Consider the following 15,910-nt stretch of genomic DNA (forward strand, 5'->3'; position numbering starts at 1 on the left):
TTACGGTTGGCGCTCGACCGTGATCGTATAATTGGCCCCAAGTCCGCGGCGTGACGAACTCAGCACCAGGATCGGCCGGATCAGCCACTCGGTGTCTGCCGCAGGCGTCAGCACCGTGGTGTTGTTTCCGGTATCGCTGAAGAAGATCGCATCGTCGTCCGGCTTGCCGAAATCGAAAATCGCCATGACGACGAATTCGCTGCGGCTCGCGAGCGAAACTTTCAACGTTTCGCCAGCCTTCACCTTCAGCCGATAAACCTCACCCCTGCCCTGGCGTGTCCAGCCGTTCAGCTTGAGATTGCCAGAGGCTGGCATTTCCACGGCCTTCAACTGTTCCCCATCGTCGAGCCACATGCCGTCCACATTGCGCTGTTCGGCAACGGCTGGCACGCAAACGGACGCGATCAGCAAGCAGGCAAGAGCACATCTCAAAAATGTCTTCACGGCCTTACAAACTCCTGCCGCATCGCTTCTATTCGCGGGCGGCAATGGCAGCCCTCGATATGGTCGTTGACCATGCCCATCGCCTGCATGAAAGCATAGACGGTCGTCGGCCCGACGAAACTCCAGCCGCGCTTCTTCAAATCTTTGGAAAGCCGCGTGGACGCAGGTGTCGTTGGGTTGGCACGCAAAGTCGCATAATCGAAGACCTCAGGTCGTTCGTCCTGTTTCGGCTCGAAGCTCCAGAAATAGCGCGCCAGCGAACCGAACTCGTCGCGAAGGGCAACTGCACGCCTGGCATTGTTGATGGTGGAAACGATCTTGCCGCGATGACGCACGATACCCTTGTCGGCCAGGCAACGTTCTATATCGGTGTCATCGAAGCTGGCGACCTTGTCGAAATCGAAGCCGGCAAAGGCGGCGCGAAAGCTCTCGCGCTTGCGCAGGATCGTCAGCCACGAAAGACCGGACTGGAAGCCTTCGAGACAGATCTTTTCGAACAGCCGCTTGTCGTCGGTGACGGGATAACCCCACTCGTCATCGTGATAGCGGCGGTAATCCTCCAGCCCCTGCTGCCAGAAGCAGCGGACCTTGCCATCCTCGCCCGTCAACAACCCATCTTCACTCATGCGGCACCGTCTCTTTCCGCCCGGTTCTTACCATTGATTCACCCTGTTTTAAAACTGCCTGCTAACCTTATTGAAAAGTTTCAGCAAAATAGCGGAATTGACCGACGTCTCTTTACCATTCGCTGGTCTGCCCATGCGAACGTGGCAATCATTTTCCGGTGTCATGTAAAAGAGTCCACCCGATGTCGATCAGAACCGTCTTTCTAGCGTTGAGCGCCGTGTGTGCCGCTCTCAATCCGGCAATGGCCAATGACCGTTATCGCGAGCGTCCGCCGATCGTCGTCAGCCCCGATCTGACGGCGCCATGGGTTACGCAGTTGGGGCGTGGCAATGTGCGCCCGGTCGTCTATCCTCAGCCGCCACAGCGCCAGCCACTGTTCCAACGTCGTGACGTGCAGCAGCGTCCCCAGGTCGTGGCCGCCCGACCGAATGCGCCTCGGTTGAGGATCGATCCGCAATTCCTGCCGCAAATCGTCAATTACGACACGAGCGAAGCACCGGGCACGATCGTCATCGATACGCCGAACCGGCTGCTCTATCTTGTCCTCGACGGCGGCAAGGCGCGACGTTATGGCGTTGGCGTCGGCAAGCCGGGCTTCGAATGGGCAGGCACCCATTCCATCACCCGCAAGACGGAATGGCCGACCTGGACGCCGCCAAAGGAAATGATCACACGCGAAGCCGCGAAGGGTCATTATCTTCCGGCCTTCATGGAAGGCGGACCGGAAAACCCCATGGGTGCGCGCGCCATGTATCTGGGTTCGACGCTCTACCGCATCCACGGCACCAACCAGCCATGGACCATCGGCAGTAACAATTCCTCCGGCTGCATTCGGATGCGCAACGAGGACGTGACCGATCTTTATGAGCGCGTGAAAGTCGGAACGAGGGTTATTGTGATCTGATAGCAACGCCGAAGTATAAGTTTGAGGTCGGGAGCCCCCCGATTTTACACTTATACTTGCGGCCTCCAGCGGAAACGCTAGATTGCGTTCCACAAGCTTGGCGGGGGATGCCAGGGGGAACGGTAGCGCTTTTAGCAGCCACCGATGAGAAACGAGCGGCTCGACCGCTCGTTTTTTATTTCAGGCTACAGCATCGGCCCGAAAATCGGAATCGATTTTCGGAAAGCACGATGCGTTGATTCAAAAAGTTAGAGCGTCCTTTGTGCGTCCTAAAGGACGCACGGCGCTCTAAGCTTTCTTGGCTTTTCACCGCCATAGGCCCAATCCAGCAACTCGACGGTGTGCAGGATCGGCATCTGCGTGCCCGTGGCAATCTGCGTCATGCAGCCGATATTGCCGGTTGCGATGATATCGGCCTTGGTCGCCTCGATGTTCTTGATCTTTCGCGCCTTCAGCTGGCCGGAGATCTCCGGCTGCAGGATGTTATAGGTCCCGGCCGAGCCACAGCAGAGATGGCCTTCCGCCGGATCGCGCACGACAAAGCCGGCTGCCTTCAACAGGACTTTCGGCGCCATGGTAATCTTCTGGCCGTGCTGCATGGAACAGGCGGAGTGATAGGCGACCGATAGCCCGTTGCGTTCCAGAGCGGGTAGCTCCAGCGTGGCGAGATATTCGGTGATGTCTTTCGCCAGCGCCGAGACCCGTTCCGCCTTTTCCGCGTAGGCGGGATCGAGCCGCAGCATGTGGCCGTAATCCTTGATCGTCGTTCCGCAGCCGGAGGCGGTGATGATGATGGCATCCAGCCCGCCATCTTCCACCTCGCGCATCCACGCATCGACGTTGCGGCGGGCAAAGGCGAGAGCCTGTTCTTCCCGGCCCATGTGATGGACCAGCGCCCCACAACATCCCTCGCCCTTTGGAGCGACAACCTCGACACCGAGACGGGTGAGAAGCCGGATGGTCGCCTCGTTGATGGCGGGATCGAGAACCGGCTGCGCACAGCCGGTGAGGATCGCAACACGGCCTTGCTTCGCAGCAGCAGATGCGTGAACCGCAGGTCGGTCTGCCTGCGGCGGAGCGGCGTTCGGTGCGAGATCGAGCATGGCCGCAAGCGGTTTTAAGGCAGAGACCTTGCGCAACAGCGGGGCGAGTGGTTGGCCGATTTTTGCGAGCTTCAATGCGAGCCTGAACCTGCCGGGATACGGCAGGACGGCGGCGAGAAGACTGCGGATCAGCCGGTCCATCAAAGGACGGCGATAGGTCTTCTCTATATGCACCCGCGCGTGATCCACCAGGTGCATGTAATCCACGCCCGAGGGACAGGTCGTGGTGCAGGCCAGACAGGAGAGACAGCGATCGATATGGGTGACCACCTCGCGGTCGGCGGGACGGTCGTTTTCCAGCATATCCTTGATGAGATAGATGCGGCCGCGCGGACTATCGAGCTCATTGCCGAGCGTTACATAGGTGGGACAGGTGGCGGTGCAGAAACCGCAATGGACGCATTTGCGCAGAATCTTTTCGGATTCGGCAACCTGCGGGTCGGCCAACTGCTCGGGCGTGAAGGAGGTTTGCATGGTCAGATCCCCATTCTGCCCGGATTGAAGATTCCCGCCGGATCGAGCTTTTGCTTGATGCGCAATGAGAGCGCGACTTCAACGGCATTCAGCGGTTCGAAAGCCGGAATTGATCGGCGGACTTCGTCACTCGCGCGCAGAAGTGTGGCGTGGCCGCCTCCGAGCGAACGGATGTAACCTCTGAGCAATTGCGCTTCCGGATCGGCCTCCATCTGCATCCAGACAAGGCCGCCCTGCCAATCGTAAAAGGCATCGATACCAGCTTCCAGCCGCAGCGCCGCAACAAGCTTGTGGCCTTGTGATGGCGCAATGGACATGCGCCAGAGCGGTTTGGCGGTGTTGCCCGCATAGGGCGTGACGTCGCGGATCTCCCGCCAGAGTGAACGGCTCTCGTCGCGCTCAAGAGAGACGACTGGGCCGAAAGCGGCGAGAAGCGTCTTCAGCTTATGCAACCGGGCCTCGACCGAGGCCGCAAGACCTTCCAGGCGCAGCACGGTGGCGGCACCTTCCGGCAGTGATCCATTCAGAAAGCGCGACTTCACAGTTTCCGGCAGATGTGCCGCGCCTGAGACTTCGAGGCTGGTTGCCATCGCCGCGGCCATGGCGTTGGTCGCGGCCTCATCCTCCAAGCCCGAAATGACCATCGTTGCTTCAGCAGGCGGAACCGGCAGCACGCGGAAGGTGACTTCCGTCAGAAACCCCAGCGTGCCATAGGAGCCCGCCAGAAGCTTGACGAGATCGAGTCCGGTAACGTTCTTCATCACCCGCCCGCCGGCCTTGATCGCCTCACCCCTGCCGTTGATGAAGCGGATGCCGAGCAGGCTGTCTCGCGCAGCACCGGCCACGAAGCGGCGCGGACCCGATACGTTGGCGGCAAAGACGCCGCCGATTGTGGGCTCTCCCACCGTTCCCATGATCGCACGGTGATCCATCGGCTCGAAGGCCATCATCTGCCGGGCGTCGGACAAGGCGGCGTTCACCTCGTCCACTGGCGTTCCGGCCTGGACCGTCATCACCATCTCGGCAGGATTGTAAGAAACGATACCGCTCAAACCTCGCGAAGAGAGTGTCGCATCCGCGTCAACGGCATTGCCGAAGCCAGAGCGCGTGTTGCCGCCGATGATGGCGAGCGGACGACCCGCTTCTTGACGGTCGCGAATGAGGTCTGCCGCCTCCGTTTCCGATTGCGGGGTGAGGACGGGGAATGTGTCGTCCATCAACCTCTGCCCTCCAGCGGAAAGACCTTGGACGGGTTCATGATCCAACCCTCATCGAAAGCCGCGCGGACCGCCATTTGCTGCGCCAGATCGGCATCGGAATACTGATGACGCATCAGGTCGCGCTTCTCGATTCCCACACCATGCTCGCCGGTCAGGCAGCCACCAGCGTCGACGCAGAGTTTCAAAATCTGGTTGCCTGCCTCTCCGGCGCGCGCCGCATCATCCGGATCATTGGCATTGAAGAGGATCAGAGGATGCATGTTGCCGTCGCCCGCGTGGAACACGTTGGCGACGCGAAGGCCGAGAGCGTCGGTGATCTCGCTGGTTTTCTTCAGCACATAAGAGAGCTGGCTGAGCGGCACCGTGCCATCCATGCAGATGTAATCGGCGATCCGACCCGTGGCACCGAAGGCGGACTTGCGTCCTTTCCAGATCGCCGCCGCTTCCATCGCCGACTGGCACTCGCGCACCGTCTTTACCGCATGTTTGCGGGCGATCGCGACGATGTCCGCCAGCATGGCATCCATCTCGTCTTCCGAGCCTTCGACTTCGACGATCAGCAGTGCACCGACATTGAGCGGGTAACCCGCCTTGGCAAATGCCTCGCAAATCTCGATCGCCGGCTTGTCCATGAATTCGATGGCAACGGGAATGATGCCGGAGCCGATAATATCGGCCACACAGGAGCCCGCTTGCTCTGAGCTTTCGAAACCGAAGAGCACCGGGCGGGCGCCTTCCGGCTTGGCGATCAGCCGCACCGTCGCTTCCGTGACGATGCCGAGTTGGCCCTCCGAGCCGCAGACGAGACCAAGAAGATCATAGCCTGTCGCATCCAGATGCTTGCCACCAAGCTCCAGTACCGTGCCATCCACCAGCACCATCTTCACCCCGAGAAGGTTGTTGGTGGTCACGCCATACTTCAGACAGTGCGCCCCACCCGAATTCATCCCGATATTGCCACCAATCGTGCAGGCAAGCTGCGAACTCGGATCGGGCGCGTAGAAGAAGCCTTGAGGACCTGCTGCGTCGGAAATCGAGAGATTGGTAACACCCGCCTGCACAGTTGCGGTGCGGTTGAAGAAGTCCAGTTCAAGAATGGAGGACATTTTTGAAAGGCCGATCACCACGGCATCTTCTTGCGGGATCGCGCCGCCGGATAGCGACGTGCCGGCCCCTCTCGGCACCACCGGGATGCCATAGCGATGACAGTATTTCAGGACCGCCGCAACCTGGGCTGTCGTCTTCGGTAACGCGACGGCCAGCGGCATGCGGCGATAGGAAACGAAGGCGTCGGTTTCAAAGGGCATGAGCTCTCGCGGCTCATGCACAAGACAGTCGGGCGGAAGCAGGTCTGCAAGATCGGAGACGATCCTGTCCCGAGCGGAAAGCACCGCGGCGCGCGGCTGCAAAAATTGAATGGATTGCGACATGGTCTGCAGATGCTCCCTCATCTACACAATCCTATGCGGCGTTTGCGCCTTGGTTGCAAGCCTCACAAATGCTAGACATTGTTTCCAATCCGGAAAGAATGGTGGGAACCGATGACGAATCTCGGCGATCTTGAAGTCTTTGCCAGCGTCGCTGCCTCCGGCAGCATGTCGGTTGCTGCGAAGGCATTGGGCTATTCTCCAGCCGTCATCTCCAAGCGGATCAAAAGGCTGGAGGAAAAGCTTGGCGCGCGGCTTTTCCAGCGCACAACAAGGCAAATCTCCCTGACCGAAGCTGGCCAGGGATTTCACCAAAGAATTCTCGCCGTGCTGGAAGGTCTGGAAGAAGCGGAAGACTTCGTTTCCGGCCGATCCAATATGTTGACCGGCACATTGAAGGTCTCGGCCTCCACCTCTTTCGGACGCATGCATGTCGCACCGCATCTCAAAGGTTTCATGGACCAGCACCCATCGCTCTCCATCAACCTGACGCTCAGCGACGACTTTATCGATATTGTTGCGGGTGGCTATGACCTCGCCATCCGCATTGCCGACCTGTCGGACTCGAGCCTTGTTGCGCGACGGCTGGCACCGGTGCGCCGGGTGCTTTGCGCCTCCCGTACCTATGTCGAGGAACATGGGCTGTCGCAAACGATCGAGGACCTAAAAAATCACCGCTGCCTGCCCGCACATAATAACGATCTCTGGCGGCTAGAGGGAGCGGACGGTGCGTTCAACCTTCGGCCTGAGGGCCTGTTGGTAACCAACTCGTCGGAAGTCATTCGCGAGGCAGTGATCTCGGGTCTCGGCATCGCGCTCCGTTCGACCTGGGATATAGGGCCAGAACTGAAATCCGGCGCGCTGGTTCAGGTTTTGCCCGCCTATGAAGGATCACGGAACGTCGCGCTTTCGGCGGTCTATTCCAGCCGCCGGTTCCTGCCCGCCAAGGTTCGACTGTTCATCGATTACCTGGCGGGGCTGTACGGCCCCGTGCCTTATTGGGATAAGGACGCACTGTAGAGGATCAATGCGCCCCGTCGGCATGGCTCTTGCGGATATTGCGCACGACCCACCAGACACCAAGAACGGCCACCGGAACGGAGGCGCCCGTGACCACCGCCGGATCGACCGGCAAGAGATCATGGGTCACAGCCTTTATCAGATACCCGATCAGCCCAACGACATAATAGGAAATGGCCGCGACCGAGAGGCCTTCGACCGTCTGCTGCAAGCGCAGTTGCATGGCAGCGCGCTTGTTCATGTTGTTTAGAAGCACCGTGTTCTGACGTTCCAGTTCGACATCGATCCAGCTGCGCACCAGCGCTGTGGCGCGGTAGAGCTTGCGCGACAGGTTCGCCTGACGCTCCTCCACCGACTGGCATGTGCGCATGGCGGGTGCCAGGCGCCGCTCCAGAAATGTCGCCATGGTCTCATGCCCATGGATCGGCGTTTCGGCCAGTGTGCGAATGCGCTCGCGAACAATAACGTCATAGGCGCGGCTGGCGCCGAAACGGTAGAGGCTGAGCGCCGCATTGGCTTCCAGTTCCGCGGCAAGACGCGTCATTTCGGCAAGAAGCGCATCGGCTTCCTCCCGCGCTCCGTTCTTCATCCGCTGGGTGATTGCGGTCAAACCGTCTTCGATCCGGCGGATTTCCGGCGAAAGCGTCTGCGCCAGCGGCAGGCCAAGCATGGCGAGGGTGCGATAGGTTTCGATGTCGAGTAGGCGCTGCACGATACCGCCACGCGCGGAATCGGTCAGCCCGCGGTCGAGCAGAAGAAATTGCGTCAGCCCGTCGCGATCCTGGCGGAAGTCGGTCAGAATGGAGGCCTGCCCTTCGCGGACGGTCGAGTGACAGATGCTGATCGGATCGAAATGGCTCTCGGCGTCGACAGTCTCCGGACCCTCGGAGCGGATTTCCAATCTCACCGCGGAAATCAGCGAGCCCGGCGGCGAGAACCCGTCACCGAAGGGATCGCCGATGATATCCCCGCCGATCTTGTCCGGTGCCGGGCCATCCCAGAACCATGTGGAGAATTCGGTGTGCCGCTCCCATCGAAGCGTTCCCAGGCCGCAGGGCATGGCGTGGTGGCGCGCGTCACGCTCCGGCGGCGCAACGCCGCGGCTGCGCGACATTTCCGCGATCGCCGAGTGATGGACCGACGCACCGCCATCCATCATGAAGGCCAGTTGGACGATGATGCGTGAAGGACCGAGCAACACGGTCGGTCTGGCATGAATTTCCCCTAGCGCCAGCGCCCTTTCCGGTGCGCTGGCAAATGCAAATCGTCCCCTGGCCATTCGGCATTCTCCGTCTCGATCAACCTGATTTATCAAATGAAAAGATGCATTGGCAGGTGCCGAGTTGACGCAGGGCAACTGCTAAAATACGGCGTGTTCAGAGGAGCCATCTTTCTGCTTCCGAAGAACGAATAATCCTGGTTCAGCAATTTTTCCGGGAACTTTATCAACTTCAAGACGTTCTTGACGGGTTATTGGAAATTTCTACCAAGATGGGACGCGATGACTACCACGAGCGAAACTGAACGCTATCCACGGATAGCACTCATATCGACGCATGGCTATGTAGCCGCACACCCGCCGCTTGGCGCAGCCGACACCGGAGGACAGGTTGTCTATGTCCTCGAACTTGCAAAGAAACTCGGCCAGCTCGGCTATACCGTCGATCTTTACACTCGCCGCTTTGAGGACCAACCGGAAATCGATGAGGTGGACGATCGCGTCCGCGTCGTCCGCATTCCCTGCGGCGGGAAAGAGTTTATTCCGAAGGAATATCTCCACCGCCATCTGCTGGAATGGTGCGAAAACGCGCTGCGCTTCATCAAGAAAAACGACCTCTCCTATTCCTTCATCAACAGCCACTACTGGGACGCGGGTGTTGCGGGACAGCGGCTTTCCGAAGCGCTGAAGATTCCCCACCTTCATACGCCCCATTCGCTCGGCATCTGGAAAAAGCGCCAGATGGAAACCGACTATCCGGAAAAGGCCGATACGTTCGAACTGGAATTCAACTTCAAGGAACGCATCCAGCACGAGCTGATCATCTATCGCAGCTGCGACATGGTGATTGCGACGACGCCGGTGCAGCTCGATGTACTGCTCGAAGATTATGGACTGAAGCGCAAGCAGGTCCATATGATCCCACCAGGATATGACGACAATCGCTTTTTCCCCGTGTCGGAAGCCTCGCGGCAAATGCTGCGCCAGCGCTTCGGCTTCGAAGGCAAGACCGTTCTGGCGCTTGGTCGTCTGGCCACCAATAAGGGCTATGACCTTCTGATCGATGGCTTCTCGGTGCTGGCCGAGCGCGAGCCGGAATCACGTCTGCATCTCGCCGTCGGCGGCGAGAATATGGACCAGCAGGAGACCACGATCCTCAACCAGCTGAAAGAGCGGGTGAGCGAGTTGGGTCTGGAAGACAAGGTGGTCTTCTCCGGTTACGTCTCGGATGAGGATTTGCCAGACATCTACCGCGCCGCCGACCTTTTCGTCCTGTCCAGCCGTTACGAGCCCTTCGGCATGACGGCGATCGAGGCGATGGCAAGCGGTACGCCGACCGTGGTGACGATCCATGGCGGTCTCTTCCGAGCCGTCAGCTATGGGCGCCATGCGTTGTTTGCCGATCCTTTCGACAAGGAAGATCTCGGCATCACCATGATGAAGCCTTTCAAGCACGAGCGTCTCTATGGTCGGCTGTCGCGTATGGGAGCCCACAAGGCCCGCAGCCTGTTTACCTGGACGGGTATCGCGCAGCAGGTTCTGTCCGTGGTCGAAGGCCGCACGATGATGCCTGTTCTGGAGGAATCCGATTGGGCCGAACCATGGAATGACGGCGATTGAAACCTGTTCGCCTTTTTTCCACTGATCTTGATGGCACCGTCGTCGGCAATCATGAGGCGACGGCGCGCTTTCGCGATTTCTGGCACGCGCTTCCGAAAGAGACACGCCCGCTCTTGGTCTTCAACAGCGGGCGACTGATCGATGATCAGCTCGAACTCCTGGACTCTGTGCCTCTGCCTCGACCGGATTATATCATCGGCGGAGTGGGCACCATGTTGTCTCGCCAGGACGAGCCAACGCTTTCGCAAGCCTATACCTCGCAGCTTGGCGCGGCGTTCGACGCCGATAAGATCGCGTCGGTGATGAAAGATGTTCCAGGCATCAGTCTACAGCCCGACCGATACCAGCATGGGCTGAAATCCAGCTGGTACCTGCATGATGCCGATGACGACATGCTGGCAGACATCGAGCGTCGGCTCAACGACAATGGTGTTGCCGCGCGGATTGTCTATTCCAGTGCGCGGGATCTCGATGTCCTTCCTCGCGCTGCGGACAAGGGGGCGGCGATTCGCTGGCTCTCCGATCACCTTGGCATCGGGCTCGATGAAACCGTGGTAGCCGGCGATACCGGCAATGATCGGGCCATGTTCGAGCTGCCAGACGTGCGCGGCGTGGTCGTCGCCAATGCGCTTGAAGAGCTTAAATCTTTTGCCACCGGTAAACATAATATGATCATCGCGCTCAAAGAAGAAGCAGATGGGGTTATTATGGGACTGGAGCATTGGATTTCTTCGGTCGAGACCCCAAAATAGCCTATAAATACTGGTGTAAGAGCGGGATATCTGCATTGACCCGCTCTTTTCACAGGCAGACAATGAAACTTGCCGAACGCTTCGTGGTTCGGCCCTTACACACCTTCACTTTGAAAGGAATACCCCGCGTTGAACCTTCTGAGCCGTCTGGCCCAAGACGTCGGCCTGATGCTGCGCCGTCCCCCTCGACAGCAATATGGTGCCATATGCCACCGCCGTAACAAGAAGCACGGCGATGTTGAGGTATTGCTGCTCACCAGCCGGGACACCGGACGGTGGGTCATCCCCAAGGGGTGGCCAATGGAAGGCAAGAAGGCCCATGCGGTTGCTGAACGCGAGGCTTTCGAAGAGGCGGGCGTGCGGGGAACCGTGCAGAAGGAGCCCTTCGGCTTCTTCCATTATGAGAAAAAGCTGAAGAACGGGGTGAAGGTCACCTGCCTGGTGCAGGTTCACCTTCTGGAGGTCGCAGACCTCACCAAGAATTTTCCCGAACGGGAAAGCCGTAAGCTGGAATGGGTTTCGCCCGAGGAAGCGGAAAAGCGCGTCAACGAAATCGAGTTGAAGCAGCTTTTCGTCGCTTTCGGCAAGCATATGGCGAGGACCGCACCACCACTGCCGCAAAAGGCTGCCAATTCTTAGATCGTTTCCTTGTTTAATGGAAACGCTCTAATGACGACTTCGTGTCGCGAATACGCCAGCCAAGCGCTTTCAATGTCGCTATAAAGCGTTTCCATGACGCAATCTCCCGAAAACCGCAAAAAGCCGACACTCGACAAGGATCTCGACAAGATGACCCGCGTCGAGGAAGCAGTGAACCATCTCGGCCAGCGGTTCGTGGCGCCGGGTGCTGCACTCCTGTTCCTCGTGGTAACGGCCCTGGTCGCCAGTTCCTACGCCGGCGGGACGCCGGGCGCGGTGATCACGCTCGCCGCGGCCATCATCGGCGCCTATATGGCGATGAATATCGGTGCCAAGGACGTCGCCAATAATGTCGGACCGGCCGTGGGCTCGAAGGCTCTGCCGCTCACCGCAGCACTCATCATCGCTGCGATCTGCGAGGTGTTCGGCGCTCTCATTACCGGCGGTAATGTTGTCGAGACAATTGCAAGCGGCATCGTTGACGTCAGGACGGTGCCTGATCCTCATGTCTTTGCCTGGGCCATGCTCGGCGCCATTCTGGCGGCCGCTCTTCTGGTCAATCTTTCCAATCTGCTCAAGGCGCCGATTTCCACCACGCACAGCATCGTCGGTGCGGTGGCAGGGGCAGGCACAGCCGCCTTCGGCGTCGGTGCGGTGGACTGGGCCTCACTCATGGGCATTGCGTTGACATGGGTACTAACGCCGTTCATCAGCGCCTTCTTCGCGGTCGCCCTGCTCGCCTTCATCAACCAAGTCATCATCGACCGCGACGACAAGATCGACGCCGCCCGCAAGTGGGTGCCGGTGCTGCTTGGCGTGATGGCCGGTGTCATGACCGCCTATCTCATGCGTTTTGGCCTGCATCGGGTGATCGATGTGCCGAGCGGCGTTTCCCTGGCAACCGGCCTGGCCGTCGGCCTCATCAGCTGGCGGCTCTGTATCCCGCTGATCCGCAATCAGTCCGAGGGTCTGGAAAATCGCAACCAGTCGCTTCGCACGCTGTTCCAGTGGCCCCTGATTTTTGCAGCAGCACTCATGTCTTTCGGCCACGGCGCCAATGACGTGTCCAATGCAATCGGCCCGGTCGTTGCCATCGTAAGGGCCGATTACGGCAACCTCAACGATGTGTTCGCGCCGGCACCGCAATGGGTGATGCTGATCGGGGCGTTCGGCTTGTCTTGCGGCATCCTGCTGTTCGGGCCGCGCCTGATCCGGCTCGTCGGCGAACAGATCACCAAGCTCAACCCGATGCGCGGCTTTTGCGTTTCAACCTCAACGGCACTCACCGTCCTCACCGCCTCGCATTTCGGCATGCCGGTCAGCACCACCCATACGGCGATCGGGGCTGTCTTCGGTGTCGGCTTCTTCCGCGAATGGTATACGGCACAGGGCCGAAAGCAGCAGGAGGCTCTGCGTAAGAGCCTTGCGCCAGTCGATCCTTCAACTGACGAGCCGGACGAAAATGCTTCGGAGACGCGGCGGCGCTATCTCGTGCGCCGGTCGCACTTTATGACGATCATCGCGGCCTGGATCATCACGCTTCCGGCAAGTGCTGCACTTGCCGCTGCGCTCTACGCAATTATCCATCTTCTGTTTATATGAGCGGACAGATCATCAACGTATCGAAGTACTGACATGCGTGCCAATTTCAGAATGCAGCGGCTTTACGTCAGCCAGTCCTTGCGGGCGGGAGAGAGTATCGAGGCCGATAGCGACCAGTTCAACTATCTTGCCAATGTGCTGCGCATGAGCGACGGCGCGGAAATCCTGCTTTTCAACGGGCGCGACGGCGAATGGAAGGCGAAGCTCTCTTTCCCAACGCGCAAGAAGATCATGCTTGTTCCGCTGGAAGAGACGCGGCCCCAACCGGAAAAGCCGGATCTGCACTATATATTCGCGCCGCTGAAGACCGGGCGCCTGGATTATCTGGTGCAGAAGGCGGTGGAAATGGGCGCCGGCGTTCTTCGCCCTGTTCTGACCCAGCATGTTCAGGGCAAGATCACCAATCTCGACAAGTTACGGGCCAATGTCATCGAGGCTGCGGAACAATGCGGTATTCTCGCCGTTCCGCATGTCGAAGAACCCGTGCGGCTGAAGGATCTGATGCAAGACTGGTCGCCTGCACGCCGTATCATCTACTGCGACGAAGGCGATGCCGGGCAAAATCCCTTGCCTGCCCTTCGCGAGATCAAGGAAAAGCAACTGGCCCTTCTCGTCGGACCAGAGGGCGGCTTTTCGGAGGAGGAACGACAGTTGCTGCGCAGCAAGGCCTTTGTCACGCCGATCCCGTTGGGACCGCGCATCCTGCGAGCCGATACCGCAGCGGTCGCAGCACTTGCGGTCATTCAGGCAAGCATCGGTGACTGGAAATAATTGCGCGGCTGATGTCGCGCTCGCGCAAATTCGCAGCATGAGTTCATGCTTAAAAGAAATTCATTTGCTTGCGCAGGCACGGCACCCTATCAGCGATGGCAATATCGCTGCGCAGGCAGCAAAGACAACAAGGTAATTTCATGGCCCGCGACACGACCGACCAGACGCCAATTTCCTCCGTGCAGGAACTGACAGATTATCTGGCCGGAGGCTGCAAGCCTAAAGACAAGTTCAGGATCGGCACGGAGCACGAAAAATTCGCCTTCTTCCGCGAGGGCAATAAGCCGGTTCCCTATTTTGGTGATGCCAGCATTTCGGCGCTGCTGAAAGGCATGCAGGAAAAGCTCGGCTGGGAGCCGATCATGGACGGCGACAATATCATCGGCCTTGGCGAGCCGAGCGGTATGGGCGCGATTTCCATCGAGCCCGGCGGCCAGTTCGAGCTTTCCGGCGCGCCTTTGGAAAACCTGCATGAAACCTGCCGGGAATCCAACCAGCATCTGGCGACGCTGCGCGACATTGCCGAGCCGATGGGCATTCGTTTTCTCGGCATTGGCGGAAGCCCGCTCTGGACGCTTGAAGAAACGCCGCGAATGCCGAAGTCGCGCTATGCGATCATGAGCAACTACATGCCCAAGGTCGGCACCAAGGGCTTGGACATGATGTACCGGACCTGCACCATTCAGGTTAATCTGGACTTTTCTTCCGAAGAAGACATGCAACGCAAGATGCGCGTTTCTATGAAACTGCAGCCGCTTGCGACCGCTCTTTTTGCGTCCTCACCCTTTACCGAAGGCAAACCGAACGGGCTTCTCTCCTGGCGCGGCGATATCTGGCGCGATACCGACAATCAGCGCTCCGGCGTTCTTCCCTTCACGTTCCAGCCGGATTTCGGCTTTAAGGATTACGTCGAGTGGGCGCTCGACGTGCCGATGTATTTTATCGTGCGCGACGGCAAGTATCGCGACTGTACCAACATCACCTTCCGCCAGTTCATGGACGGCGCCTTGAAGGGCGAGATCGCCGAGTGGGAACCCAATCTCGGTGACTGGACCAACCACCTGTCGACGCTCTTCCCCGATGTGCGCCTCAAGCGTTTTCTGGAAATGCGCGGTGCCGATGGCGGCCCATGGCGGCGCATCTGTGCGCTGCCGGCCTTCTGGGTCGGTCTGCTCTATGACGACGAGGCGCTGGCCGCAGCCGACCAGTTCACCGCAGACTGGCAGGTGGACGATGTGATCGGACTTCGCAATGCCGTGCCGGTGGAAGGTCTCAAGGCGACGATTGCCGGGCGTGATCTCCTGGGCGTTGCGCGCGATGTAGTGGCGATTTCGCGCAAGGGCCTGCAAAACCGCGCACGATTGAACCGTGAAGGACAGGACGAGAGCGTATTCCTCTCGCCCTTGGAAGAGGTTCTTGCCAAGAAGTCGACGCTCGCTGACGATCTTCTGGCGCTCTATCATGGCCGCTGGCAGCAATCGGTTCTGCCCGTATTCGAAGAGTATCAGTACTGATAGCGCTGCCCCCGCCCGTCAGAGGCAGCAGCCCAGCTTTATAGTGAACGCAAAAAAGCCCGGTGCGGCTCGAGCCTGACACCGGGCAAAGGCAGGGCTATTGGCAATCACCCTGCGGGGAAACTTGATGCTGGGTCGAAACCCGGCGTTTGGAAATCAGCGGCTGCGAATGCGCGTGAAGCGGGAGCTCGCACGCATCTTGGCGGCGCGCGCCAACTGCAGGGTTGGATCGTCGAGCAGGCCGATCTCAAGCGCTTTCGTCACATCGCTGCGCACCAGTCCGATATCGGCCAGCTGTTGATCGGTCATCTCCGTCAGCTTGTTCACGGCCAGACGGTTCATGATGGAACGCGCGAGTTTCGCCACACGATTGATAGCCGTGGTCCAGCGCGTCTCGAGCGAGATGGCGGGGGCTATAATCTGCAATTCCATTTTCCGTCCTGCCGTGCGCATGACACTGTCCTTCCTTGGAGGCACGTGAAGATATCGCTCCGCGCTTTCGCACAAAGAGTGGTGAGGTTGAGGCCGCAGCGGGTTAGCGTCGGCGGGTTGATCGGATGTCTTGAGCGTCAAA

General features: G+C 59.2%; 15 protein-coding genes. 8 read left to right on the top strand and 7 right to left on the bottom strand.

Features of this window, described 5'->3' with window-relative positions; translation table 11 throughout:
* Positions 1 to 444, bottom strand: a complete 444-nt coding sequence (locus AC07U5_RS11955) for a hypothetical protein (RefSeq protein WP_062426004.1) — start codon at positions 442 to 444, stop codon at positions 1 to 3.
* The gene (locus AC07U5_RS11960; RefSeq protein WP_116493200.1) at positions 441 to 1,070 is read right to left on the bottom strand and encodes a DNA-3-methyladenine glycosylase I; all 630 of its coding nucleotides are present in this window, start codon (positions 1,068 to 1,070) and stop codon (positions 441 to 443) included. The genes AC07U5_RS11955 and AC07U5_RS11960 overlap by 4 nt, the downstream gene beginning before the upstream one ends.
* Before the next feature lie 182 nt (positions 1,071 to 1,252).
* Here AC07U5_RS11960 and AC07U5_RS11965 point away from each other — a divergent pair, with 182 nt between their 5' ends.
* A complete protein-coding gene (locus tag AC07U5_RS11965; protein WP_130977333.1) occupies positions 1,253 to 1,975 on the top strand; it encodes a L,D-transpeptidase in 723 nt (240 codons plus the stop codon).
* Between the two features lie 269 nt (positions 1,976 to 2,244).
* Here the strand turns inward: AC07U5_RS11965 and glcF are convergent, their stop codons facing one another.
* Genes glcF through AC07U5_RS11980 form a run of 3 tightly spaced genes read right to left on the bottom strand, consistent with a single transcriptional unit; the run spans position 2,245 to position 6,202 of the window.
* Positions 2,245 to 3,552, bottom strand: coding sequence for a glycolate oxidase subunit GlcF (glcF, locus tag AC07U5_RS11970; RefSeq protein WP_494723107.1), 1,308 nt, complete (start codon positions 3,550 to 3,552; stop codon positions 2,245 to 2,247).
* A 2-nt stretch (positions 3,553 to 3,554) separates the two neighbouring features.
* Positions 3,555 to 4,769 (bottom strand): glycolate oxidase subunit GlcE, encoded by a 1,215-nt coding sequence (gene glcE, locus AC07U5_RS11975; protein WP_494723108.1) that lies wholly within the window; start codon positions 4,767 to 4,769, stop codon positions 3,555 to 3,557.
* Entirely contained in the window at positions 4,769 to 6,202 is a 1,434-nt protein-coding gene (locus AC07U5_RS11980; protein WP_494723296.1) for an FAD-binding oxidoreductase, read from the bottom strand. The genes glcE and AC07U5_RS11980 overlap by 1 nt, the downstream gene beginning before the upstream one ends.
* 111 nt (positions 6,203 to 6,313) lie before the next feature.
* Here AC07U5_RS11980 and AC07U5_RS11985 point away from each other — a divergent pair, with 111 nt between their 5' ends.
* Positions 6,314 to 7,219 (top strand): LysR family transcriptional regulator, encoded by a 906-nt coding sequence (locus tag AC07U5_RS11985; RefSeq protein WP_494723109.1) that lies wholly within the window; start codon positions 6,314 to 6,316, stop codon positions 7,217 to 7,219.
* A 4-nt stretch (positions 7,220 to 7,223) separates the two neighbouring features.
* Here AC07U5_RS11985 and AC07U5_RS11990 read toward each other — a convergent pair whose 3' ends face one another.
* Positions 7,224 to 8,498 carry a DUF3422 family protein gene (locus tag AC07U5_RS11990; protein WP_494723110.1) on the bottom strand — a complete coding sequence of 425 codons (1,275 nt, stop codon included), beginning with the start codon at positions 8,496 to 8,498 and terminating at the stop codon, positions 7,224 to 7,226.
* A 222-nt stretch (positions 8,499 to 8,720) separates the two neighbouring features.
* On the opposite strand from AC07U5_RS11990, the gene AC07U5_RS11995 reads away from it, so the two are divergent.
* From AC07U5_RS11995 to AC07U5_RS12020, 6 genes are all read left to right on the top strand, one after another.
* Positions 8,721 to 10,058, top strand: coding sequence for a glycosyltransferase family 4 protein (locus AC07U5_RS11995; protein WP_494723111.1), 1,338 nt, complete (start codon positions 8,721 to 8,723; stop codon positions 10,056 to 10,058).
* Positions 10,055 to 10,810, top strand: coding sequence for an HAD-IIB family hydrolase (locus tag AC07U5_RS12000; protein WP_494723112.1), 756 nt, complete (start codon positions 10,055 to 10,057; stop codon positions 10,808 to 10,810). Before AC07U5_RS11995 ends, AC07U5_RS12000 begins: the two co-directional genes overlap by 4 nt.
* A gap of 168 nt (positions 10,811 to 10,978) precedes the next feature.
* The gene (locus tag AC07U5_RS12005) at positions 10,979 to 11,449 is read left to right on the top strand and encodes an NUDIX hydrolase (RefSeq protein ID WP_113226103.1); all 471 of its coding nucleotides are present in this window, start codon (positions 10,979 to 10,981) and stop codon (positions 11,447 to 11,449) included.
* 93 nt (positions 11,450 to 11,542) lie between these two features.
* Positions 11,543 to 13,051 carry an inorganic phosphate transporter gene (locus AC07U5_RS12010; protein WP_494723113.1) on the top strand — a complete coding sequence of 503 codons (1,509 nt, stop codon included), beginning with the start codon at positions 11,543 to 11,545 and terminating at the stop codon, positions 13,049 to 13,051.
* 33 nt (positions 13,052 to 13,084) lie between these two features.
* Complete coding sequence (locus tag AC07U5_RS12015; RefSeq protein ID WP_494723114.1) at positions 13,085 to 13,822, top strand: 16S rRNA (uracil(1498)-N(3))-methyltransferase; 738 nt, start codon at positions 13,085 to 13,087, stop codon at positions 13,820 to 13,822.
* Between the two features lie 140 nt (positions 13,823 to 13,962).
* Positions 13,963 to 15,336 (top strand): glutamate--cysteine ligase, encoded by a 1,374-nt coding sequence (locus tag AC07U5_RS12020; RefSeq protein WP_494723115.1) that lies wholly within the window; start codon positions 13,963 to 13,965, stop codon positions 15,334 to 15,336.
* A gap of 156 nt (positions 15,337 to 15,492) precedes the next feature.
* Here AC07U5_RS12020 and AC07U5_RS12025 read toward each other — a convergent pair whose 3' ends face one another.
* Positions 15,493 to 15,768, bottom strand: coding sequence for a YjiS-like domain-containing protein (locus tag AC07U5_RS12025; protein WP_494723116.1), 276 nt, complete (start codon positions 15,766 to 15,768; stop codon positions 15,493 to 15,495).
* Between the last annotated feature and the right edge of the window lie 142 nt (positions 15,769 to 15,910).

The organism is Agrobacterium sp. GW821-FHT02D03 (assembly GCF_059421725.1).

Bases quoted from the DNA above. Each gene is read 5' to 3' on its own strand.
- AC07U5_RS11960 (WP_116493200.1), bottom strand. From the start codon at position 1,070: ATGAGTGAAGATGGGTTGTTGACGGGCGAGGATGGCAAGGTCCGCTGC.
- AC07U5_RS11965 (WP_130977333.1), top strand. From the start codon at position 1,253: ATGTCGATCAGAACCGTCTTTCTAGCGTTGAGCGCCGTGTGTGCCGCT.
- glcF (WP_494723107.1), bottom strand. From the start codon at position 3,552: ATGCAAACCTCCTTCACGCCCGAGCAGTTGGCCGACCCGCAGGTTGCC.
- glcE (WP_494723108.1), bottom strand. From the start codon at position 4,769: ATGGACGACACATTCCCCGTCCTCACCCCGCAATCGGAAACGGAGGCG.
- AC07U5_RS11980 (WP_494723296.1), bottom strand. From the start codon at position 6,202: ATGTCGCAATCCATTCAATTTTTGCAGCCGCGCGCCGCGGTGCTTTCC.
- AC07U5_RS11985 (WP_494723109.1), top strand. From the start codon at position 6,314: ATGACGAATCTCGGCGATCTTGAAGTCTTTGCCAGCGTCGCTGCCTCC.
- AC07U5_RS11990 (WP_494723110.1), bottom strand. From the start codon at position 8,498: ATGGCCAGGGGACGATTTGCATTTGCCAGCGCACCGGAAAGGGCGCTG.
- AC07U5_RS11995 (WP_494723111.1), top strand. From the start codon at position 8,721: ATGACTACCACGAGCGAAACTGAACGCTATCCACGGATAGCACTCATA.
- AC07U5_RS12005 (WP_113226103.1), top strand. From the start codon at position 10,979: ATGCTGCGCCGTCCCCCTCGACAGCAATATGGTGCCATATGCCACCGC.
- AC07U5_RS12010 (WP_494723113.1), top strand. From the start codon at position 11,543: ATGACGCAATCTCCCGAAAACCGCAAAAAGCCGACACTCGACAAGGAT.
- AC07U5_RS12015 (WP_494723114.1), top strand. From the start codon at position 13,085: ATGCGTGCCAATTTCAGAATGCAGCGGCTTTACGTCAGCCAGTCCTTG.
- AC07U5_RS12020 (WP_494723115.1), top strand. From the start codon at position 13,963: ATGGCCCGCGACACGACCGACCAGACGCCAATTTCCTCCGTGCAGGAA.
- AC07U5_RS12025 (WP_494723116.1), bottom strand. From the start codon at position 15,768: ATGGAATTGCAGATTATAGCCCCCGCCATCTCGCTCGAGACGCGCTGG.